This is a genomic window from Variovorax sp. 05N34 (genome assembly GCF_056397405.1).
Genome location: NZ_JBFTNI010000009.1, coordinates 255,265 through 275,826, shown reverse-complemented (window position 1 = coordinate 275,826; position 20,562 = coordinate 255,265). Strand labels below are relative to the sequence as shown.

Here is a 20,562-nt window from a genome sequence, read left to right as displayed (position 1 = left end):
CGTGACCGATCGACCCCTGCCACCCGGACTTCACCGCGACACGCTGGCGGTGCGCACTGCGCTCGAAAGAAGTCAGTACGGCGAGAATTCCGAAGCGCTCTTCTTGACCAGCAGCTTCGTGCAGCCGGACGCGGAGACCTCGGCACGCCGATTTGCCGGCACCGAAGACGGCTTCACGTACACGCGCACGTCCAACCCGACAGTCGCCAGCTTCGAGCGGCGGCTGGCGGCCCTCGAAGGCACCGAAGCAGCTATTGGCGCATCCAGCGGCATGGGCGCGATCCTCATGATGTGCATGGGCTTGCTCAAAGCGGGGGACCACGTCGTGTGCTCGCGCTCGGTGTTCGGTTCGACGCTCAATCTCATCGGGCGCGAGTTCGGCAAGTTCGGCGTTGAAACCACCTTCGTTTCGCAGACGGACGTCGCCGAATGGCAGATCGCCATCCGACCGACGACCAAGCTGCTGTTCGCCGAAACGCCGACCAATCCGCTGACCGACATCTGCGACATTCGCGCTCTCGCCGATCTTGCGCACGACGCAGGCGCACTATTGGTCGTAGACAACTGCTTCTGTTCGCCGGCCTTGCAGCGGCCCAGTGAACTCGGCGCCGATCTCGTCATTCATTCGGGCACCAAGTACCTCGAAGGGCAGGGGCGTGTCCTGGCGGGTGCGATCTGCGGCTCCGCAAAGTTGATCAACGAGGTGTTCGGTCCCGTCGTGCGCACTGCGGGCATGGCGCTGTCGCCATTCAACGCGTGGGTCGTGCTCAAGGGGCTCGAAACGCTCGGCATCCGCGTGAAAGCGCATTGCGAAGGCGCTTTGGCGCTCGCGCAGTGGCTCGAGACACAAACCGGTGTGGCGCGGGTCTACTACCCAGGACTGCCTTCGCATCCACAGCATGAACTGGCAATGCGCCAGCAGTCGGGGCAGGGCGGGGCGGTCGTGTCATTCGACGTGCGTGGCGACGGTCCCGAGGCGGCGCGCGCCAATGCTTTCCAGGTCATCGACAGCACGCGCGTACTGAGCATCACGGCCAACCTCGGCGACACCAAGACCACCATCACCCATCCAGCCACCACCTCGCACGGGCGCCTCAGCGAAGCGCAACGCCAGGCGGCCGGCATCAGCCAAGGCCTGATCCGCATCGCGGTCGGGCTCGACCACATCGACGACATCAAGGCCGACCTGCTGCGCGGCCTGAGCACCCTCGCATGACGCAAAAGACACGTACACGCTTCGCCCCTTCGCCGACGGGATTCATCCATCTCGGCAACATCCGTTCCGCGCTCTATCCGTGGGCCTTTGCGCGCTCGACCGGCGGCGACTTCATTCTCCGGATCGAAGACACCGATGTGGAGCGTTCGACGCAGGCGGCCGTCGACGTCATCCTGGAGGGCATGCAGTGGCTGGGCCTCGACCACGACGAAGGCCCGTATTACCAGATGCAGCGCATGGACCGCTACAAGGCAGTGCTCGCCGAAATGCAGGCCACCGGTCTGGTGTATCGGTGCTACATGAGCATGGCCGAACTCGACGCCCTGCGAGAAAAGCAGATGGCTGCCAAGGAAAAGCCGCGCTATGACGGCACTTGGCGCCCGGAACCCGGCAAGACCCTCCCGCCGGTTCCAGAAGGCGTACAGCCCGTGCTTCGCTTTCGCAATCCGCAGGGTGGCGTGGTCGCGTGGGATGACAAGGTCAAGGGCCGCATCGAGATCGGCAACGACGAGCTCGACGATCTTGTGATCGCTCGCCCGGACGGAACACCCACCTACAACTTCTGCGTCGTGGTCGACGACATCGACATGGCCATCACGCATGTGATCCGCGGCGACGACCATGTGAACAACACGCCACGCCAGATCAATATCTTTCGGGCGCTCGGCAAGGAGCCGCCGGTGTACGCGCATCTGCCGACTGTTCTGAATGAGCAGGGCGAGAAGATGAGCAAGCGCAACGGCGCAAAGCCGGTCACGCAATTCCGCGATGAAGGCTTTCTGCCTGACGCGATGGTGAACTACCTCGCTCGGCTGGGCTGGAGCCACGGCGATGACGAGATCTTCTCGCGTGAGCAATTCATCGGGTGGTTCAATCTGGATCACCTCGGCCGCAGCGCGGCACAGTTCGACGAAGCCAAGCTGCGCTGGGTCAATGCGCAACATCTGAAGGCAATGGCTGACGATGCGCTGGCGCCTTTGGTCGCAGACCAATTGAAGAAGCGCGGCATCGCGGCCGACGACCGCCTCTCGGCGATCTGCGGACTCTTCAAGGATCGGTGCGAAACCACGGTTGCACTCGCCGGCTGGGCAGCAGCCTTCTATTCGGATGTGGCTGCAAGCGAAGCGGATCGCGCGCAGCACCTCACCGACGCCGTGCGCCCGGTGGTTGCGACGCTGGCGGACAAGCTCGCGAATGTCACTTGGGATAAGGCTGCGATCTCATCTGCAATCAAGGAAGTGTTGGTTGAACATGGCATCAAAATGCCCGCGCTCGCAATGCCCGTGCGTGTGCTTGTCATGGGTACGCCGCAGACCCCGTCACTCGATGCAGTGCTCTCACTTTTTTCTCGCGAGAAAGTGATTGAGAGACTCAGGAAGGTCTAAAAACCTGTATATAATTTGAGGCTCGACACCCACATGGGGGTATAGCTCAGCTGGGAGAGCGCTTGCATGGCATGCAAGAGGTCAGCGGTTCGATCCCGCTTACCTCCACCAACAGGGCGTCGAGAAAACAGTCCAGGTTTTGACCCTATCGTCTAGAGGCCTAGGACATCACCCTTTCACGGTGAGTACCGGGGTTCGAATCCCCGTAGGGTCGCCAGTTTTCACCATCAGGTGAAGAAGGCACAAGTGGCAACACTTGGCTCCAGTCGGAGCGAACGTTGTCTATCAGGAGTGGTAGTTCAGTTGGTTAGAATACCGGCCTGTCACGCCGGGGGTCGCGGGTTCGAGTCCCGTCCGCTCCGCCAAAAAGCAAAAAGCCGTTGCAAGTTACTTGCAACGGCTTTTTTTGTTCGTTCAAGCCATGAACGTGACAACACCATTCGCAAGGTTGTACATCGATCCCACGATCTTGATCTGCCCCTTCTTTTCGAGATCTGCGAGGGTCGAGCTTCCACTGCGCAGTGCGTCCATCGTCTGCTGCACATTCGTGCGAGCCACCGCATCGACGAACTCGGCGTTCTTGGCGGATCGTTCGCCTGCGTAGGTCGTCGCAGCGACGGCGGGCTTGATGACATCAAGCAGACCGGTCAGGCTCCCCAGTTCCACCCCGTCAATGGCGCCCTTGATTGCGCCGCAAGCGGTATGTCCCATGACGAGGACTACCTTTGCGCCCGCTGCGGCGCAAGCGAACTCGAGACTTCCCAGCATGTCCTTGTTGGAGATGTTCCCCGCAACGCGTGCGTTGAAACTGTCGCCGATGCCCATGTCCAGAATGATCTCGGCCGGCGCACGCGAATCGATGCAACTCAGGATGACAGCCGCCGGGTATTGCCCGGAGGCGCTGGAGCGTTTCTGCGCAAGATAGTCGTGCGCTTTCATCTTTCCTGACCGGAACCGCTGATTTCCCTTCTTCATCATCTCGATGATTTGGTCTGGGGTCATCGCGTCGCGCTGCGCCTGGTTCAGCGAGGCGGCCTCGGCGTCATCTGTTCGCAAGCCGATGCTGGCCATCAGGACGGCGGCGCCGCCACCTGCGGCTGCCTTTTTCAACCACGACCGGCGGCCGTTGCTAGTGGGGCTGTGATCGTCCGATGCACAGCATGCAGTCATCAGTTTCATTGGGATCCTTTCAGTGAATATGGCGTCCGCCAGATGCTAGGGAGTTCGTCGGGCCGCCGCCACTTCTGAAGGGGGCGTTCGATGAGCTTGACGGAACTGGCGAACTGCCCGTCCGACATTCAAGTTTCAGCCCCTGCTGCCGATATCCGGGTGGAGCCCGAGAAGCTCTGCACGGCAACGAGCACTTTCGATTGCACGTGTCTTCAACGTACAGGAAAGATCTCATGCGCAGCAATTCGCGATTCGACCAAGTGTGTAGACCAACGGCACTGCTGGTGGCTGCAATGTTCTTGTCCGCATGCGGCGGAGGCGGCGGCGGTGGGGCTGGAGGCGGAGGTGCCGGCTATGCAACTGCGCAGACTTCACCGGCGACGGCATCGAATCCTCCCAGCGATTTGACAGTAACCAACGCGGTCAAGGCGACGTGCAATTCGTGCGGAGCGCTCGACGACGGAACCTACGCGGGCACCGGCACGGGAGTCTGGCAGGGCGTCAACGCCTCGCAGGCTCCGGTGGATGTGCCGCTCTCGATCTCTGGCCTCAAGGGGCAGACGGTGACGCTGGTGTTGACCAACGAGGGCAACTCGGCCGAGGCGCTGCCGGGTTTGAACGTGCGTGCGAGCGCCGAGATAGTCGCAACGGCAAACAAGGCGATCGTGGAACCGCATGATGGCGTGGGCGACTACCGCAGCGCGATCGACGATTTCAACCGCTCCGGATTCGCCAAACTGCTGGATCCTCAGACCAAGCAGCCGTCGGGCATCATGAAATCGATGGCGCCGCTTGCCGCTTACGCAGTCAATGACCAGCGCAGCATCTATCTCTACGACCAATCGCAGCGGACGGTCAAACTCGCGGCTCGGCGCCCGGCCGGCGACGGCACGATGGTGAACGTGTGGGTCGAGGCGGCCGAGCTCTCACCTTCTGCCGTGTCGGACACGCTGGTGACGCGCATGCTGGACAAATTCGCGGCGCCGGGGGGGATCTACGACATGCTCGTTCGAGTCGGCGGGCCCCTTTGGGGCGATCACGACACGATGCAATTGTTGCCGGGCAGTGGGCAGCCAGTCGACATCTTCATCGTCAACTTCGACCGCGACCGTCAGCCGTACGGCCTCGTGGGCTACTTCTGGGCCTTGAACAACTTCAAGAAGGGCGCTGCCGACTTGGCCTACAGCAATGAATCCTTGAGCCTGTACCTGGATTCGGAGTCGCTCTATCTGGACGGTGAAACGGGCGTCAAGCAGATCGCGACGGTGATGGCGCATGAAGGCATGCACATGCAGAACTTCTATCGCCGAGGTGTGAAGATGGGGCCCGACTCCACGTTCGATACCTGGCTCGAAGAAATGTCCGCATTGATGATGGAAGACTGGGCGAGCTTCAACATCGATCCCGCGCACAACGCCATCCGCGATTCGCGCTATCCGTACTATCTCAGCTACAACGGTGCGGGCAGCTACAACTGCGGGCTGACCGAATGGACGCCGATGGGGGTGAATTGCGAGAGCTATGCGGTGAACGGGTCGTTCGGCGGTTTCCTGAATCGCCAGTTCGGGCTCGACTTCTACAAGGCGCTGCTCAATGGTCCACCCAAGACAAAGTCGGCCGACATCCTCGACCAGGCGATCAAGTCGCGCCGTCCGGATTCGAGCACCGGACAAGAGCTGCGCCGATTCACCGCGGCTTCGGCGGGGCTGATCCCGCTGGGTGCAGGCATTGCCGAATACAGCATGCCGGCGCGCAACGACGACATCTTCAGGTTGCCGGCGATCGACCCGGCCAGTCTCGGGCAAGCCAACCGCAAGCTGCCGCGCGCTGCGCCGCAGTTTCTGCAGGCGCTTGCGAGCTTTCCAGTGATCCGGTCCAAGATCGAAGGCACCTACAGCGAAGTCGTCCGGGTTCCGCCGGGCAGCACGCTGTCGGTCGTCGTGAACTAGGAAAGCGAAAGCGGGAAAGCGGAGGGCCAGCCGGCGCGGATCATGGGCGATCAGCGGTGTGCTGGGCCGCGAGCTTCGGGTCGGCGCTTCGGAGGTAGAACTTCAGCGCCAAGCGCTGCACGAAGTTGCCGTAGGGCGGATAGAACAGGTCGATCGGGAAGAAGCGGTTGCGCTGGAAGACGGTACGCGCATGCGACAGTTCCCGAAAGCCCTCCACGCCGTGATAGGTGCCCATGCCCGAATTGCCGATGCCGCCAAAGGGCGCGTCGTGGTTCACCACCTGCCATCCCCAGTCATTGACGGCGACCCCGCCGGAATGCGTGCGGCGCAGCAGTTCGTCGCGCTCCGCGCCGCTGTGGGTGAAGCAATAGAGCGCCAGCGGACGCGGCCTCGCATTGACGAAGGCGATCGCTTCGTCTGTCGTGTCGTAAGGCACTACCGGGAGGATGGGGCCGAAGAGTTCTTCCTGCATCATGCGCATGTCCGGCGTCAGGCCGGTCACGATGTGTAGCGGCATCTGGCGACCGGCGCCTTGCGGATCAGGCGCACAGGCTTCGATGCGTGCGCCCTTGGCCCGCGCGTCTTCGAGGATGCCGCGGATGCGGTCCATCTGCCGCTGATTGACCACGGCCGTGTAGTCGGCGTTGCCGTGGGTGCGGTTGTCGTAGAAGCGGCTGAACGTGTTCCTGACGCCCGCGATGAAATCTTCCATGCGTTCGCGCGGCACCAGTGCGTAGTCGGGCGACACGCAGATTTGTCCGCTGTTGGTCGACTTGCCATGCGTGATGCGTTTCGCCGCATCGGCAATCGGGTAGTTGCGCGTGACCACTGCCGGCGATTTGCCGCCCAGCTCAAGCGTCACCGGTGTGAGGTTCTCGGCGGCGGTTCGCATCACGATGCGGCCGACGGCGGGCGAGCCGGTGAACACGATATGGTCAAAAGGGAGTGATGTGAAGACGTTCGGGTCCGCCAGTTCTTCGCCGACGACCGACACCAGATCCTCGGAGAAGACTTCGGCGAGCAACGCCTTCAGCGCCGCGTTGGTGGCCGGCGTGACTTCCGGCATCTTGATCATCACGCGATTGCCTGCCGCCACCGCTGCGGCGAGAGGGCCGATTGCCAGATAGAGCGGGAAATTCCACGGCACGATCACGCCGACGACGCCCTTGGGCTGGTAGCGCACCTCGACGCGGTTGCCGAGGAAGAGCAACTCGGTCGAACGGCGGCTAGGTTTCATCCACCGGCGGACGTGCGAGACCGCATGGTCGATCTCCAGAACCGATCCCAGCAGGTCGAGCATCTTCGACTCGGCTTCCGATCGATAGCCGAAATCCTTGCTCATGGCTGCGGTCAGGACGTCCTGGTGGCGCTGGATCTGCCGCTTGAGTGCAGTCAGCCGGGACCGGCGCTCCGCGGCGTCCGGGCAAGGCTGCAAGGCGAAGGCCGCTCGTTGCGCCGCGAAGAGGCGACCGACGCGTTCGGTTGCGTCGACAGTTGCTGCTGCATGCGCCAGATCGGTGGTGTCGTTCATGTGTTGTCTCCATGGACGCGAGCTTGCAAGGGGAAACTGTCGCGCCGTCTGGAAGCGACTGTAGGCTTTTGCAAGGGTTGCGCACAGGTTCAACTTCGACACATTAGGGTGAAAATCTGCCAAACCATCTCACCCGATCGCCGTGCCCAAAGAAGCTCTCGCCACCCCGACGGCAACGCCCCGCATGGCGGCCCGCTACGTCGCCGACATGGATGCACCGGCGCACAGCATGCTCGGCCTGACGGCGATCATCGATTCCCTCGCGGAACTCGGCGTGGCGACGCGCGACTTGTTCGACGGAACCGGCATCTCGCCGGAGGCCATCTCCGATCCGCAGGCGCGCATTTCACATCGCCAGAAGATCGCGTTCTTCGGCAACGTCCATCGGCTCAGCCCGGAGCCGGCCATCGGGCTCGTCGCCGGACAGCGCCAGCGCATTTCGGATTTCGGCGTCTTCGGTTATGCAGTGCTGACCAGCGCCACGCTGGCGGATGCGGTGGCTTTCGGCATTCAGCACGTGCGGCTCGCCGGCCCTGTGCTCGAGAAGAGCTTCCGCGTCGAAGGTGATGTCGCGATCTTCGAGGCGCAGGACGTCATGGACCTCGGGCCGCTCCTTCCTCTTGCGACCGAGTTCTGGTTCAGCTCGATACGCGCGTTGACGAGCCGCGTGCTGGAGCGTGATTACGGAGGTCGTTGCCTGCTGCTGCCTTATGCCGCCCCGGCGTATGCAAAGCGCTACGAAGAGATCCTGCAATGCGACGTGACCTTCGACGCGGGTGTCATGCAATGGCAGTTCGATGCTGCACTCCTGAGCGCGGCCTTGCCGAATGCGAACCCCATCACCGCGGAGGTATCCGCCGATTTTTGCGGCCGCATGATGGGAGAGTTCATGGGCGAGCACCCGCTGGTCAAGACCATCAAGGAAGCCTGTCTCGATAGCGTCGGCGACCTGCCACGCGCCGAACAGATGGCCGAGCGACTGCATCTGTCGACCCGCACACTGCACCGCCGGCTGGTCGATGCCGGCACGAGCTTTCAGGGAATCATCGACGGTATCCGACAGCGCGTGGCGATCGAATTTCTTGAGCGCACCGACATGTCCGTCGAGGAAATCGCTGGCCGCAGCGGTTTTTCCGATGCCTCGAATTTCCGCAAGGCGTTCAAGAAGTGGACGGGCCAGACGCCCGCGTATTTTCGGGATCGCGGGCGCTGAACCCGGACCCTAGACCTCGGATCTCGTGACAACGCCTCAGCGTTGCTGTGTCGCGTGCTCTTTCATCTTCGCAAGCGTGACAGCCAGGGCCGCGCCACCGATCATCTTGATGAGTCCGGCGTGCTGTGCATAGAACTGGCCGACCTGATCGACGATGCCCGGATGCGCCTGTTCGGCATGCGCCGCGATTTCAGTGACCTGCGCTGGCGTGAGCTGCGAAGCCTGATCGGGGGTCACCTGGGTCTGGCCCGGCGCCAGCACGCGCCCCAGGGCGCCGCCCGCCACCGCCGACGCTGCCGCCGGGCCGAGTGTGGCGAGGATCTGGTTCAGCAGGCCGGCTTGCTGCGATGACGACGACACGTTGAAGAGCTTTCCAACCATGTCCGCGAATGGCGGCGTCTGGTCGGATTTCATCGCGGCGGCGAGGCCCGCGCCGAGCTGGTCCGTGGAAGCGTTCTGCACGACCTGATCGAAGTGCGCTTCCGGATTGGCGCCAAGCGCCTGCTGCAACAGATCGAGCAATCCCATGGCGTTCTCCATTTGTCCGTTTGTCTGGTTGCCTAGTGGTTCAGGCGATGAGCTCCGATGGCACCTTGCCGCCGTTGGCCGCCAGCTTGGTCATGACCTGCCGGTGCAGCCAGACGTTCATCTTGGCGCTGTCGCTCGTGTCCGCGCCGTAGCTCAGTTCTTGCGCGAGCTGCTTGCGGGTTTCGAGGCTGCTGTCCAGGCCGAGCAGTTTCAACAGGTCGACGATGGACGTACGCCAGTTGAGATTCTTTGCGCCGGGCATCCCATCGAGCAGCGCCTCGACATCGACCACCGAGATGGCGGCCGGTGGCGCAGCAGCGGCTGACGCTGAGGGAGCGGCCGGCGCTACAGGAGCCGCTGTTTCTTGCGCCGGGGCAGCGGCTGCATGCGGAATGATCTTGGCAAGAATGCTGCTGAAAATGCTCATGGGTTTTCCTCAAAAAGAGTTGGGACTGGCGGCTGGTTCATTCTGCGACGCGGATGTGACGTGTTTGGAAGGCTGCAAACTGTTACTGGTCGCTTCCATGACGGGATTGGTACTGGTTCAGTGAGGGGTTGCTGGCGGACTGGCCGCCATGGACTCGCAGGTGTATCCGGGCTGCACCGACACAAACCGGTCGATCACCATATGTTCCCGCGCCGGGCCTTCCATTGGATCCATGGTTTCGAGGCGGCCGTCGACGTTTGCCAGCAGGGGCGCCTTCGGCTCGGAACGCCACTGCATGTAGGCGTGCTCCAGCGCGAGATAGTCGCCAGTCATCGCCACGGGCCACCGGGTGCCGCTCGCGCAATCGGTGAAAACGGCCGAATCCGCGAAGTAAACGAAGTCGCCGCGCCAGCGCACCGGCTGCGCTTGCGCGTTCAGCGCGAGTGCGCCAGTTGCGCCGAGCACGCAGGCGATGATCCATTTCGGTCTGAGCATCCGATCGCCTTTCATCATTCATCTTTCATGTGTCTAAAGGACGAAACCGTGCGACAGCTTAAGAGACGCCCACACAACCCGCAAGGCGGGCGAAGATGTGCAGGATCGCGTAGATCGCGTACAAAGCGATGACTTTTTTTCCACGATCTCCCGGAAGGCGTTTGCATGGCCAGTTCTCCGTTCGAACCCGATGACTCCATCGATGCCAGCGACGAGGGCGGCATGCGCAAGGGGCTGACCAGCTACGGCGACCAGGGCTTCTCGCTGTTCCTGCGCAAGGCTTTCATCAAGGGCGCGGGATTCACCGACGCGGCGCTCGACCGACCCGTGATCGGCATTGCCGACACCGGCAGCGACTACAACCCCTGCCACGGAAATTCGCCGCAGCTTATCGAGGCGGTCAAGCGCGGCGTGATGCTCGCGGGTGGATTGCCCATGGCATTTCCGACGATCTCCATCCACGAGAGCTTCGCGGCGCCGACCAGCATGTACCTTCGCAACCTGATGTCGATGGACACTGAAGAGATGCTCCGCGCGCAGCCCATGGACGCCGTGGTGCTCATCGGCGGCTGCGACAAGACCGTCCCGGCGCAGCTCATGGGTGCGGCGTCCGCGGGCCTTCCGACGATTCAGCTCATCACCGGGTCGATGCTCACGGGCAGCCATCGCGGCGAACGCGTGGGCGCGTGCACCGATTGCCGGCGGTACTGGGCTCGCTTTCGTGCCGATGAGATCGACGCCGAAGAGACGGTGGAAGTGAACAACCAGCTCGTGGCGAGCGTGGGAACATGTTCGGTGATGGGCACCGCCAGCACCATGGCCTGCATTGCTGAAGCGTTGGGCATGACGGTACCTGGTGGCGCGTCGCCCCCGGCCGTCACGGCCGATCGTGTTCGCATCGCGGAGCAGACGGGCGCGCAAGCCGTGCAGATCGCTCGCGAGCGGCTGACCATCGACAAGGTCCTCACAGCTGCCGCCTTCGAGAACGCGATGAGGGTGCTGCTTGCCATCGGCGGGTCGACCAACGGCATCGTGCATCTCGCGGCGATTGCCGGGCGCGTGGGGATCGACATCGATTTGCAGACGCTCGATCGCATGGGCCACGAGACGCCCGTGCTGCTGGACCTCAAGCCTTCGGGCCAGCACTACATGGAAGATTTTCATGCGGCTGGCGGCATGGCGACCCTGTTGCGCGAGCTCAAGCCGCTGCTTCGCCTCGAAGCACTGACGGTCACCGGTCGCACGCTGGGGGAAGAAATCGAACATGCCGGACCGGGGTTTGCGCAGGACGTGGTGCGGCCCATCGGCCGGCCGATCTATCCGCAGGGCGGCATCGCGGTGCTGCGGGGAAACCTGGCACCGGGCGGCGCGATCATCAAGCAGTCGGCGGCCGATGCAGCGCTCATGGAGCACGAGGGCAGGGCAGTCGTGTTTGAGAACCTCGAAGACCTCGCGCGGCGCATCGACGGCGATGATCTCGATGTGATGCGCGACGACATCCTTGTGCTCAAGAATATCGGCCCCAAGGGTGCGCCGGGCATGCCCGAAGCAGGCTATCTGCCCATTCCGCGCAAGCTGGCGCGTGCAGGCGTCAAGGACATCGTTCGCATCTCCGACGGCCGCATGAGCGGCACGGCCTTCGGCACCATCGTGCTCCACGTGACGCCAGAATCGGCCATCGGTGGCCCGCTCGCGCATGTGCGCAGCGGCGACCGCATCCGGCTCAGCGTTGCCAACCGTGAACTGTCGTTGCTCGTCGACGACGACGAACTCGCGCGCCGCGCCAACGAATCGCCGATCATTCCGCCGACGGCCGAACGCGGCTACCGCAAACTTTTTCTTCAGACGGTCACGCAGGCCGACCAGGGAGCCGACTTTGATTTCCTTCGCGCGCCGAAGGCTGGAGGACGTCCATGACTCAGATGACGCAGTATTGGTTGATGAAATCCGAACCCGACGATTGCTCGATCGACGATGCCATTGCGGCCCCGAACGCCACCGTCCCCTGGACGGGCGTTCGCAGCTGGCAGGCACGCAACTTCATGCGCGATGCGATGCATGTGGACGACGGCGTGCTCTTCTATCACTCGAGCTGCCCGCAGCCGGGCATTGTCGGCATCGCGCGTGTCGCATCGGGCACCCGTCCGGACCCGACGCAGTTCGACCCAGCCTCGCCGTACTACGACGCTGCTTCCAAGCCCGAATCGCCGCGTTGGTTGCTGCTGGACGTGCAGGCATTGCGCAAGACGCGCCTGCTGGCGTTGCCCGAGATGCGTGCGACGCCCGCGCTTGCGGACATGTTGGTGCTGCGAAAAGGAAACCGGCTGTCGATCACGCCGGTCGATGAAGCGCATTGGCGTCTGATCACCGAACAGTTGCTCGCCTGATCAGAGGCTCTGGATGACAGCGAGGATGTTCCCCTCCGTGTCCTTGAACCACGCCGCCATCGCGCCGCCCTGCGTCACGATGCCGTCGGCGTCCTTGCCGGGCATGTCGTAGTCCTCGAAGACCACGCCGCGCGCCTTCAGTTCGGCGACTTCCTTTCGGATGTCTTGGACCTGCCAGAAGGCCTGGCTGGCGCGTGAGGTTCCTGCATTCGGCGTGGGGTACAGAAACGCACCGGTGCCGCCGCCGAACTCATAATGCACTCCGCCGCCGAGCTCGGCCTTCGGCTTGAATCCGAGCCTGTCTTCGTAGAACTGCCTGGCTCGCGCGACGTCCTTGGCGGGGATGTAGGCATACAGAGGGGATTGCTGTAACACGGCATGCTCCTTGAGTCCTCGAACGGCAGATATTGTGCGCCCACACTGGAGTAAGTCATGACCCTCGCTTTCGAATCGAAGTACCAGAGCAAGCGGATGTCCGCTGCCGATGCGGTGCGACTGGTCCATGACGGCGACACCATCATCGTGCCGACGGGACCGGGAGAGCCGCCGCACCTGCTGACGGCTTTGTCCGAGCAGCGTCGGGAATTCCGCGACGTGCGCATTTCCCAGATCCTGCCGCTCGGGAAGTTCGGCTACTTCGACCCGGAGACGGTTCAGCATGTGCGGCATGTCGCGTATTTTTTCGGGCCCGCATCGCGTGCGGGTGGGCAGGACGGATGGAGCGATTACGTGCCGGCCAATTTCTCGGAGCTGCCGGTGCTGATCAAGCGTGGCCTCACGCCGGCCGACGTGGTGTTCAGCATGGCTTCGCCGATGGACGAGGAGGGCTACTTCTCGCTCGGCCTCGCGGCCGACTACACGATGGCGGCCGTCGGCGAGGCGCGAGCGATCGTGCTCGAAGTCAATCCCAACGTGCCGTATTCATATGGCGCCTGCCGCGTCCATCTGTCGCAGGTGAGTGCGCTCGTCGAATCAGACGACGAGCTTCCGGTCGTCGGCCTGCCGACGATCGGCCCAGTCCAGGAGGCCATCGGCAGGCAGGTCGCCGAAATGATTCCGGACGGTGCGACCCTGCAGATCGGCTATGGCGGCATTCCGGACGCGGTGGTGATGCAGCTCACGCACAAGCGCGACCTCGGCATCCACACCGAGATGGTGGGCGACGGCATCCTCACGCTGGTCGAAGCCGGCGCGGTCACCAATCGGCTGAAGAACATTCATCCGGGGCGCATGTTCGCGACTTTCGCTCTGGGCTCCAAGCGGCTCTATCAGTTCATGCATCGCAATGCGATGCTGGAGCTGCACCCGGTCGACGTCACCAACGATCCATTTCTTGCGGGTCAGAACGACCACCTCATCGCCATCAACGCGACGATGCAGGTGGACCTGATCGGGCAGTGCGGTTCCGAGAGCCTCGGCTTCTCGCCGGTGTCCGGAACGGGCGGCCAGAGCGATTTCGTGCGGGCCGCCAATCGATCGAACGGCGGCAAGGCGTTCATCGTGTTGCCGTCGACGGCCAAGGGCAACAGCATTTCGCGCATCGTGCCGACGTTGAGCCCGGGCACTCACGTCACGACGAGCAAGAATGACGTCAACTACGTGGTGACTGAATACGGCGTCGCGCAGTTGCGCGGCAAGAGCGCCAAGCAACGCGCCGAAGCGCTGATCGCGATTGCGCATCCGGACTTTCGGGACGAGCTTCGCGAGGCGGCGCAGAAGATGCGGCTGGCCTGAGCCACGCCGGAGTCAAAGCAACGATAGCAAGTGGTCGATGTTGACCGGCTTGAGCAAGTGGTGGTCGAAGCCCGCTTCTTCGATGCGTTCGCGGTGGCCGTGCTGTCCCCAGCCGGTGAGCGCAATGAGCTTGATCGCCGCGCCATCGGGTTCCGCCCGTAGGAGCCGCGCCAGGTCGCATCCATCCATGCCAGGCATGCCGATGTCGAGGATGGCGGTTTCCACGGGGTTCAGCCGGGCGAGCCGCAGGGCCTCTTCGCCGCTATAGGCGACGAGCGATTCGGCACCCATCGACCCCAGCAACTCCGAGAGGCTGTCGGCGGCATCGCGGTTGTCGTCAACGACCAGGATGGTTCCCTCGAGCTTGGCCATCGCGCGGCCGCGCTGCTCCGCGCGAGCATCGGTCACGGCGGTCTGCCTGGCCAGCGGAAGGCGGACCGTGAAGGTGGCGCCGCGATCGAGCCCTTCGCTCGCCGCTTCGACGCTGCCGCCATGCAGTTCAACCAGGCTCTTGACGAGCGTCAGGCCGATGCCAAGGCCGCCCTGCGCCTGCCTCGCGGTTCCGCTCACCTGCACGAACATGTCGAAGATCGAAGCCAGCATGTGGGGCGCGAGGCCGGTTCCTGAATCGATGACCTGCACCACGGCGCGGCGGCCTTCCGAAAAGGCCTTCAGTTGCAGCCGGCCGCCGGCGGGCGTGTACTTGGCCGCGTTGTTCAAGAGATTCGAGAACACCTGCGTCAAGCGAACCGCATCGCCCTGTACGACCAGCGGCCCGGACTCGATGTCCAGCGACAGCGAATGCCGGGCGTTCTCGATCAACGGCCGGCTCAGCTCCACCGCATCTTCGATCACGGCTTGCAGTCGCACCGGGCTCCGGCGCAACTGGATCTTGCCGCGGGTGATGCGCGATACCTCCATCAGGTCGTTCACCAGGCGCACCATGTGGTCGACCTGCCGCCGCATCAGTTGGTGGTACTTGTCGGCCTCTTCGGCGGAGAACTTCTTGCGCGCCAGCAGCGCCAGCGCCGTACTGAGCGGCGCCAGCGGATTTCGCAACTCGTGCGCCAGGGTCGCGAGGAACTCGGTCTTGCGCTGGTCCGCATCACGGAGCCCGTCGAGCAGCGTGCGCAGTTCATACTGCCGCCGCCGCGAGCGCATGGCCGTGCGCACGGCGCTGACCAGCGAGGCCACCCGCATGGGCCGCTCGATGACCGTGACGTTGGGGATCTCATCCATGACATGCACGATGGCGCGCGTGTCCATCCCTTGACGCGCAAGGACGATCACGGGCACGTCCGACCAGGGTGCCTGCTGCGCCAGCGTGGAAGCCAGTTCCGCCATCGCGGTGCCTGCGATCACTTCTTCGGCCAGCAGGAGGGCGCCGGCGCCGGCGGCGAACTCGTGTGTCAGTCGCTGCATGGTCTCGCAGGTGAAAGCTGTGAAACCGGCGCGCTTCAACACGGCGCTCGCCATCAATGCATCCCTGGAGGTCGCCGTCCGCAACAGGATGCGGAAATCGAGGTCCGTCTCGCAATGGCTCACGTTTGGGCCCGAACCCCGTCAAGCGGGATGGGAATGCCCGACAGGATGCCGCGGAAGTTGCGCAGCGGTGGCCCGACACAAATGCCGTTGCTGCCCAGTGAGAACGAGCGGATGCTGCGCTCATGCGCACCGCCGCGCTTCTTGAGCACCGAGATCGCCTGCCGCACTTCGCCTTCGTCCTCGAAGTAGCGCAGCAGCACCACCGAGTCGGCAAGGTAGCTCGCATCGACAGGCGTCTGCATCTGCATGCCGATCAGGCCGTGCTGCGCACCGATCAGCATCGTCGCGACGCCGGCCTGGCCCAGATAGGTCAGCAGCTCGTGAAGCTGGACGATGAGAAAGCGCTCGTCGGGCATGGCATTGAGATAGCCATTCAGGCTGTCGATGATGACGACCGTCGCGCCATGGTTTGCCACGACCTCGCGAATTTCGTGCACGAATTCGCCGGGCGAAAGCTCTGCAGGGTCGACCTGCCGCACGCGAATGGCGCCTGAATCGAGGTGCGGCCCGAGGTCCATGTTCATCCCGGCGCAGCGCGTGCGCAAGGTGTTGATGCTTTCGTCGAAGCAGAAGAGGGCTGCGCATTCGCCGCGCATCGCTGCGGCAATCGCAAACTGCACGGCAACGGTCGATTTGCCGGTGCCGGGAGCGCCGACGAAGAGCGTGCTGGTTCCCCTCTCGATGCCCCCGCCGAGAAGGTCGTCGAGGGCAGACAGTCCGCTGGGCATGCGCGTCTGCTCGATCGGGGTCGCGTGTTCCGCCGCAATCAGCCGCGGGAACACCTGCAGGCCGCCGCGCACGATCTTGTAGTCGTGGTAGCCACCGCGAAACGCCATGCCGCGGTACTTGGTGACGGTGAGCCTGCGCCGCGCCAATCCGTAGTCGGGCATCACTTGCTCAAGGCGGATGACTGCATGCGCGATGCTCTGGACTTGCAGGTCGTGCTCCATGGCGGTCATGTCGTCCAGCAGAAGCACGGTGCACTGCCGGCCTGAGAAAAACTGCTTCAGCGCCAGAATCTGCCGCCGATAGCGCAGCGAGCCACCGGCCAGCAGGCGCAGCTCCGACAGCGAATCGAAAACGACCCGCGTCGGCTTGATCACGTCGACGTCCGCCAGGATCTTCAGCGTCGTTTCGCTGAGCTCCACCTCGGACGGATGGAACATCGTGTATTGCTCGTCGGGCTCCAGGGCGTCGTGAGCGGGCAGCATTTCGCGGATCTGGATGGCACCCAGATCCCATCCATGTGAATCAGCCACGCTCTTGAGTTCGCCCGTCGTTTCGGAGAGGGTGACGTAGAGCACCGACTCACCCTGCAATGCGCCTTCAAGAAGGAACTGAATGGCCACCGTGGTCTTGCCTGCGCCCGGCGCTCCCTCCAACAGGTAGAGCCTGTGGGCCGTGAGGCCGCCACCGAGGACGTCGTCCAGGCCCGGTACTCCAAACTGCAACAGAGGGGTCAAGGTGGCCGCTTTGGTGGCGGCCGGGATTAGTGCCTTCATTCAATCTCCGGATTGCGGGAGGTTAGCGCAGCAACGCGACGCGTGATTTTGTATGCGGTCGCGAGAGCTCGATGTGAGGCGAGGTACGAGGCCGCCGTAGGAGAGCATCGCGGCATGCGGCGGTGGCCTACATCGGCCCGGCTTGTGTGCTGTCACGCTACGGCGCCATGAGTCAGGACATGGGCGGCCTCGACGCCGCAGACCCCCTCGATCGCGCCAGCGCACTTGCCGCCTTGGTCGTGGCCGGCCGTGCGTCGACGGCGACGCTGTTGCGCGCACTTTCAAGCACCCAGCCCGAAGCGCGCGAAATGGCGGCGGAGGGACTCGCTGAAGTCGCGGATCCCTCAGCCGCCGAAGCGCTGGCCAGCACGCTGGACGACGCCGAGCCGCGGGTCCGTGCGCGCGCAGCGCAGGCGCTGGCGTCCATCGGCGACCCTCGCGCGTTGGATGCGCTCGTGCGCACCATCGACGACTATCCGGATGAACTTCATCCACCCCATACCGTTGCCACCTATGTGCTGATTGCACGCGGCCGTGATGCATTGCCTGCCGTCGTGCCGCTGCTCGGTGCGCCCAACCCGCTCACGCGCCAGCGTGCATGCGTCGTGCTGCGGACCCTGGTATCGGCCATGCCCGAGGCCGGTGAGTGGGAACCGCTTTGGGAATCGCTGGGCGCCTACGATCCGATGGAGCCGGATCAGGCAGTGCGCGCAGCTGCTGCTGCGCAGTGGCGGCAGTGGATTGGCACGCACTGCCAGTCGCAGACCTAGTCCGCCAGCTCGTCAAGGATCGGGCAATCAGGTCGCTCATCGCCATGACAGCATTCGGCCAGGCGCTCCAGCGTGCGCTTCATGGCCGTCATTTCCTCGATGCGGCGATGCAGGTCTTCGGCGTGTGAAAGCGCGATGCGCTTGACGTCGGCGCTTGCGCGGCCCTTGTTCTGCCAGAGCTTCAGGAGCTCGCCGATTTCGGCCATGCTGAAACCCAGATCGCGCGCACGCCGGATGAAGCGCAGCGTATGCACGTTGCTCTCGGTGTATTGCCGATAGCCGGCATCGGTGCGCGACACATTCGGCACGAGTCCGAGCGACTCGTAGTGCCGCACCATCTTCGCGGAAACGCCCGAGCGTGCCGCGGCCTCGCCGATGTTGAAGGGGCCCATGGATGTTCCTGCAGCTCTCATCGCGCATTGCCTTTCCAGCGCCGCAGCAGCAGCGCATTGCTCACCACGCTCACGCTGCTGAAAGCCATCGCGGCGCCCGCGATCACCGGGCTCAGCAGTCCGAACGCCGCCAACGGAATGCCAACCACGTTGTAGGCAAAGGCCCAGAACAGGTTTTGCCGGATCTTGGCGTAGGTGCGGCGTGAGATGTCGATCGCATCGCCCACCAGCGCCGGATCGCCGCGCATGAGCGTGATGCCCGCCGCGTGCATGGCAACGTCGGTGCCCGTGGACATCGCGATGCCCACATCGGCGGCAGCCAGCGCGGGCGCGTCGTTGATGCCGTCGCCGACCATCGCCACGCAGTCGCCGTTGGACCTCAGTTGGGCAATGATGTCCGCCTTGTCTTCCGGCAGAACTTCCGCGCGAACGGTGTCGATGTCGAGCGCGCGCGCCACGGCTTCGGCACTGCCGCGGTTATCGCCGGAGACCAGTGCAGTGCGAATGCCTTGCGCATGCAATTGCCGAATGGCTTCGGCGGCAGATGCCTTGGGCGTGTCGCCGAAAGCAAGCATGCCGATCAGCGTGCGGCCATCGGTCAAGTCCGCAAGCCATGAGACGGTGCGGCCTTCTGACTGCAGCTGCGAAGCGAGTCCTTCGAGCGTGCCGAGCGGCACCGACAACTCCTGCATGAAGCGGCTGCTTCCGAGTCGCATCTCATGGCCCTCGACCACAGCCGACATGCCGCGCCCCGCAATCGCTCGCACGGCGTTGGCGCGCGGGATTTCGATGCCGGCGTCTTTCGCTGCGGCGAGCGTCGCACGCGCCAGGGGATGTTCGCTGCCGGCCTGAATGGCGGCGCTCGCGCGCAGCAACGAATGCGTGTTTCCGTCGACGGATTCGCAGGCAATGAGCACCGGGCGCCCTTCGGTCAACGTGCCGGTCTTGTCGAACGCGACGACCTTGACCTTGTGCGCGACTTCGAGGGCTTCAGCGTCCTTGATCAACACGCCATGCCGCGCGGCAACGCCGGTCCCGGCCATGATGGCAGTCGGCGTCGCAAGACCCAGCGCGCAGGGGCAGGCAATGACGAGCACCGCGACGGCGTTCAATATGGCTGTCTCCCAGTCGCCTGCTGCGATGCCCCAGCCGATGAAGGTGAGCAGGGCGATGCCGATGACGACGGGCACGAAGACGCTGCTGACCTGGTCCACCAGCCGCTGGATCGGCGCCTTCTTCGCCTGCGCGGATTCGACCAGCCGAACGATGCGCGCGAGCGTCGACTCCGCGCCGATCGCGGTCGTCCGGATGAGCAGCAGCCCCTCGCCATTGACTGAGCCGCCCGTGACGGCGTCGGCCGCCTGCTTGGTGACCGGCAGGCTTTCGCCGGTGATCAGCGACTCGTCGACTTCGCTGTTGCCTTCGACGACCCATGCATCCACCGGCACCCTTTCGCCGGGCCGGACGACCACGAGGTCGTTGATCCGGACCTGCTCCAGGGGCAGGTCGTGCTCGCCGTCTTCTTTTCGCACGCGGGCTCGCTCCGGGCGTAGCGCGTTGAGCGCGCGGATGGCCTCGGTGGTCTGTCGCTTGGCGCGTGTTTCCAGCCATTTGCCGAGCAGCACCAGGGTGATGACGACGGCCGACGCCTCGAAATAGAGATGCGACATCCCCTCGTCGGCCGGGGTGAAAAGCAGGAGATAAACGCTGAGTCCATAGGCCGCGGACGTGCCGAGCGCAACCAGCAGGTCCATGTTGCCGGCGCGCGCCTTCAGCGCCTTCCATCCCGATCGATAGAAGCGCGCCCCCAGCCAGAACTGGACGGGCGTTGCCAGGGCGAATTGCAGCCAGCCGTCGAGCATCCATTCTTCGCCGAAGAGAATGCCGAACATCGGCAACACGAGGGGTGCGGAAAGGATGGCTGCGACGACAACGGGCCAAGCATCGTTGCGCCCGCGGTGCTTCGCCGGCGGCGCGCCTGCAACGGGCGTCTCGCCGCCATGGGGGGGCGGGGCCTCTTCCTCGCCGACGCTGTAGCCCGCCTTTTCGACAGCGGCCCGCAATGTGGCGAGTTCGACCGAGCCATCAGTGCGTACGTTCGCCGCCTCCGTCGCCAGATTGACGCTGGCTTCGGTGACGCCGGGTACGCCGGCCAGCGATCGTTCGACCCGCGCGACGCAGGACGCGCAAGTCATGCCTTCAATGGGAAGCGACCACTCGCGAAGCCCGTTCGATGCGCCGGGCGAAAGCGCCAAGCTGTTGTTCATTCGGTTTTCCTGTCTGTTTCGTGCTCAATGCGAAGTGCCGTGAGTTTCAAC

The 20,562-nt window shown here is 63.9% G+C and carries 18 protein-coding genes and 3 tRNA genes; 11 read left to right on the top strand and 10 right to left on the bottom strand.

What is annotated here, in order from left to right:
* Position 1 precedes the first annotated feature (1 nt).
* From AC1DMA_RS24120 to AC1DMA_RS24100, 5 genes are all read left to right on the top strand, one after another.
* Positions 2–1,216, top strand: coding sequence for an O-succinylhomoserine sulfhydrylase (locus tag AC1DMA_RS24120; protein ID WP_478145715.1), 1,215 nt, complete (start codon positions 2–4; stop codon positions 1,214–1,216).
* Positions 1,213–2,601 (top strand): glutamate--tRNA ligase, encoded by a 1,389-nt coding sequence (gltX, locus tag AC1DMA_RS24115; protein WP_478145714.1) that lies wholly within the window; start codon positions 1,213–1,215, stop codon positions 2,599–2,601. The genes AC1DMA_RS24120 and gltX overlap by 4 nt, the downstream gene beginning before the upstream one ends.
* A 35-nt stretch (positions 2,602–2,636) precedes the next feature.
* A tRNA-Ala gene (locus tag AC1DMA_RS24110) sits at positions 2,637–2,712 on the top strand.
* 30 nt (positions 2,713–2,742) lie between these two features.
* Positions 2,743–2,818: transfer RNA gene (locus AC1DMA_RS24105), tRNA-Glu, on the top strand.
* 71 nt (positions 2,819–2,889) lie between these two features.
* A tRNA-Asp gene (locus AC1DMA_RS24100) sits at positions 2,890–2,966 on the top strand.
* A 49-nt stretch (positions 2,967–3,015) separates the two neighbouring features.
* On the opposite strand, the gene AC1DMA_RS24095 is transcribed toward AC1DMA_RS24100, so the two are convergent.
* On the bottom strand, positions 3,016–3,780 hold the full coding sequence (locus tag AC1DMA_RS24095) for a carbonic anhydrase family protein (protein ID WP_478127018.1): 765 nt from the start codon (positions 3,778–3,780) through the stop codon (positions 3,016–3,018).
* 224 nt (positions 3,781–4,004) lie between these two features.
* Here AC1DMA_RS24095 and AC1DMA_RS24090 point away from each other — a divergent pair, with 224 nt between their 5' ends.
* Positions 4,005–5,720, top strand: coding sequence for a M30 family zinc metallopeptidase (locus AC1DMA_RS24090; RefSeq protein WP_478127017.1), 1,716 nt, complete (start codon positions 4,005–4,007; stop codon positions 5,718–5,720).
* A 40-nt stretch (positions 5,721–5,760) separates the two neighbouring features.
* On the opposite strand, the gene AC1DMA_RS24085 is transcribed toward AC1DMA_RS24090, so the two are convergent.
* Positions 5,761–7,251, bottom strand: a complete 1,491-nt coding sequence (locus AC1DMA_RS24085) for a coniferyl aldehyde dehydrogenase (protein WP_478145713.1) — start codon at positions 7,249–7,251, stop codon at positions 5,761–5,763.
* A 142-nt stretch (positions 7,252–7,393) separates the two neighbouring features.
* Here AC1DMA_RS24085 and AC1DMA_RS24080 point away from each other — a divergent pair, with 142 nt between their 5' ends.
* A complete protein-coding gene (locus AC1DMA_RS24080) occupies positions 7,394–8,464 on the top strand; it encodes an AraC family transcriptional regulator (protein WP_478145712.1) in 1,071 nt (356 codons plus the stop codon).
* Between the two features lie 36 nt (positions 8,465–8,500).
* On the opposite strand, the gene AC1DMA_RS24075 is transcribed toward AC1DMA_RS24080, so the two are convergent.
* From AC1DMA_RS24075 to AC1DMA_RS24065, 3 genes are all read right to left on the bottom strand, one after another.
* On the bottom strand, positions 8,501–8,992 hold the full coding sequence (locus tag AC1DMA_RS24075; RefSeq protein WP_478127014.1) for a hypothetical protein: 492 nt from the start codon (positions 8,990–8,992) through the stop codon (positions 8,501–8,503).
* 40 nt (positions 8,993–9,032) lie between these two features.
* Entirely contained in the window at positions 9,033–9,419 is a 387-nt protein-coding gene (locus AC1DMA_RS24070; RefSeq protein ID WP_478145711.1) for a DUF3597 domain-containing protein, read from the bottom strand.
* A 117-nt stretch (positions 9,420–9,536) separates the two neighbouring features.
* Positions 9,537–9,914: a hypothetical protein gene (locus AC1DMA_RS24065; protein WP_478145710.1), complete on the bottom strand. Its 378-nt coding sequence runs from the start codon at positions 9,912–9,914 to the stop codon at positions 9,537–9,539.
* Positions 9,915–10,079: 165 nt separating this feature from the next.
* Between AC1DMA_RS24065 and AC1DMA_RS24060 the strand changes: the two genes are divergently transcribed.
* Positions 10,080–11,831: an IlvD/Edd family dehydratase gene (locus tag AC1DMA_RS24060; RefSeq protein WP_478145709.1), complete on the top strand. Its 1,752-nt coding sequence runs from the start codon at positions 10,080–10,082 to the stop codon at positions 11,829–11,831.
* Positions 11,832–11,836: 5 nt separating this feature from the next.
* The gene (locus tag AC1DMA_RS24055) at positions 11,837–12,301 is read left to right on the top strand and encodes an EVE domain-containing protein (protein ID WP_478127090.1); all 465 of its coding nucleotides are present in this window, start codon (positions 11,837–11,839) and stop codon (positions 12,299–12,301) included.
* Here AC1DMA_RS24055 and AC1DMA_RS24050 read toward each other — a convergent pair whose 3' ends face one another.
* Positions 12,302–12,676 (bottom strand): VOC family protein, encoded by a 375-nt coding sequence (locus AC1DMA_RS24050; protein WP_478127010.1) that lies wholly within the window; start codon positions 12,674–12,676, stop codon positions 12,302–12,304.
* A 57-nt stretch (positions 12,677–12,733) separates the two neighbouring features.
* Between AC1DMA_RS24050 and AC1DMA_RS24045 the strand changes: the two genes are divergently transcribed.
* Complete coding sequence (locus AC1DMA_RS24045) at positions 12,734–14,035, top strand: acetyl-CoA hydrolase/transferase family protein (RefSeq protein WP_478145708.1); 1,302 nt, start codon at positions 12,734–12,736, stop codon at positions 14,033–14,035.
* 12 nt (positions 14,036–14,047) lie between these two features.
* On the opposite strand, the gene AC1DMA_RS24040 is transcribed toward AC1DMA_RS24045, so the two are convergent.
* Positions 14,048–15,511 (bottom strand): hybrid sensor histidine kinase/response regulator, encoded by a 1,464-nt coding sequence (locus AC1DMA_RS24040; RefSeq protein ID WP_478145707.1) that lies wholly within the window; start codon positions 15,509–15,511, stop codon positions 14,048–14,050.
* Between the two features lie 65 nt (positions 15,512–15,576).
* Positions 15,577–17,082, bottom strand: a complete 1,506-nt coding sequence (locus AC1DMA_RS24035; protein WP_478145706.1) for an ATPase domain-containing protein — start codon at positions 17,080–17,082, stop codon at positions 15,577–15,579.
* A gap of 122 nt (positions 17,083–17,204) precedes the next feature.
* Here AC1DMA_RS24035 and AC1DMA_RS24030 point away from each other — a divergent pair, with 122 nt between their 5' ends.
* Positions 17,205–17,852: a HEAT repeat domain-containing protein gene (locus tag AC1DMA_RS24030; RefSeq protein WP_478127006.1), complete on the top strand. Its 648-nt coding sequence runs from the start codon at positions 17,205–17,207 to the stop codon at positions 17,850–17,852.
* Here the strand turns inward: AC1DMA_RS24030 and cueR are convergent.
* On the bottom strand, positions 17,849–18,244 hold the full coding sequence (gene cueR / locus AC1DMA_RS24025) for a Cu(I)-responsive transcriptional regulator (protein ID WP_478127005.1): 396 nt from the start codon (positions 18,242–18,244) through the stop codon (positions 17,849–17,851). The genes AC1DMA_RS24030 and cueR overlap by 4 nt on opposite strands.
* A gap of 17 nt (positions 18,245–18,261) precedes the next feature.
* On the bottom strand, positions 18,262–20,511 hold the full coding sequence (locus AC1DMA_RS24020; RefSeq protein ID WP_478127004.1) for a heavy metal translocating P-type ATPase: 2,250 nt from the start codon (positions 20,509–20,511) through the stop codon (positions 18,262–18,264).
* Positions 20,512–20,562 lie beyond the last annotated feature (51 nt).

Bases quoted from the DNA above. Each gene is read 5' to 3' on its own strand.
- gltX (WP_478145714.1), top strand. From the start codon at position 1,213: ATGACGCAAAAGACACGTACACGCTTCGCCCCTTCGCCGACGGGATTC.
- AC1DMA_RS24095 (WP_478127018.1), bottom strand. From the start codon at position 3,780: ATGAAACTGATGACTGCATGCTGTGCATCGGACGATCACAGCCCCACT.
- AC1DMA_RS24090 (WP_478127017.1), top strand. From the start codon at position 4,005: ATGCGCAGCAATTCGCGATTCGACCAAGTGTGTAGACCAACGGCACTG.
- AC1DMA_RS24085 (WP_478145713.1), bottom strand. From the start codon at position 7,251: ATGAACGACACCACCGATCTGGCGCATGCAGCAGCAACTGTCGACGCA.
- AC1DMA_RS24075 (WP_478127014.1), bottom strand. From the start codon at position 8,992: ATGGGATTGCTCGATCTGTTGCAGCAGGCGCTTGGCGCCAATCCGGAA.
- AC1DMA_RS24070 (WP_478145711.1), bottom strand. From the start codon at position 9,419: ATGAGCATTTTCAGCAGCATTCTTGCCAAGATCATTCCGCATGCAGCC.
- AC1DMA_RS24065 (WP_478145710.1), bottom strand. From the start codon at position 9,914: ATGCTCAGACCGAAATGGATCATCGCCTGCGTGCTCGGCGCAACTGGC.
- AC1DMA_RS24060 (WP_478145709.1), top strand. From the start codon at position 10,080: ATGGCCAGTTCTCCGTTCGAACCCGATGACTCCATCGATGCCAGCGAC.
- AC1DMA_RS24055 (WP_478127090.1), top strand. From the start codon at position 11,837: ATGACGCAGTATTGGTTGATGAAATCCGAACCCGACGATTGCTCGATC.
- AC1DMA_RS24045 (WP_478145708.1), top strand. From the start codon at position 12,734: ATGACCCTCGCTTTCGAATCGAAGTACCAGAGCAAGCGGATGTCCGCT.
- AC1DMA_RS24040 (WP_478145707.1), bottom strand. From the start codon at position 15,511: ATGGCGAGCGCCGTGTTGAAGCGCGCCGGTTTCACAGCTTTCACCTGC.
- AC1DMA_RS24035 (WP_478145706.1), bottom strand. From the start codon at position 17,082: ATGAAGGCACTAATCCCGGCCGCCACCAAAGCGGCCACCTTGACCCCT.
- cueR (WP_478127005.1), bottom strand. From the start codon at position 18,244: ATGGGCCCCTTCAACATCGGCGAGGCCGCGGCACGCTCGGGCGTTTCC.
- AC1DMA_RS24020 (WP_478127004.1), bottom strand. From the start codon at position 20,511: ATGAACAACAGCTTGGCGCTTTCGCCCGGCGCATCGAACGGGCTTCGC.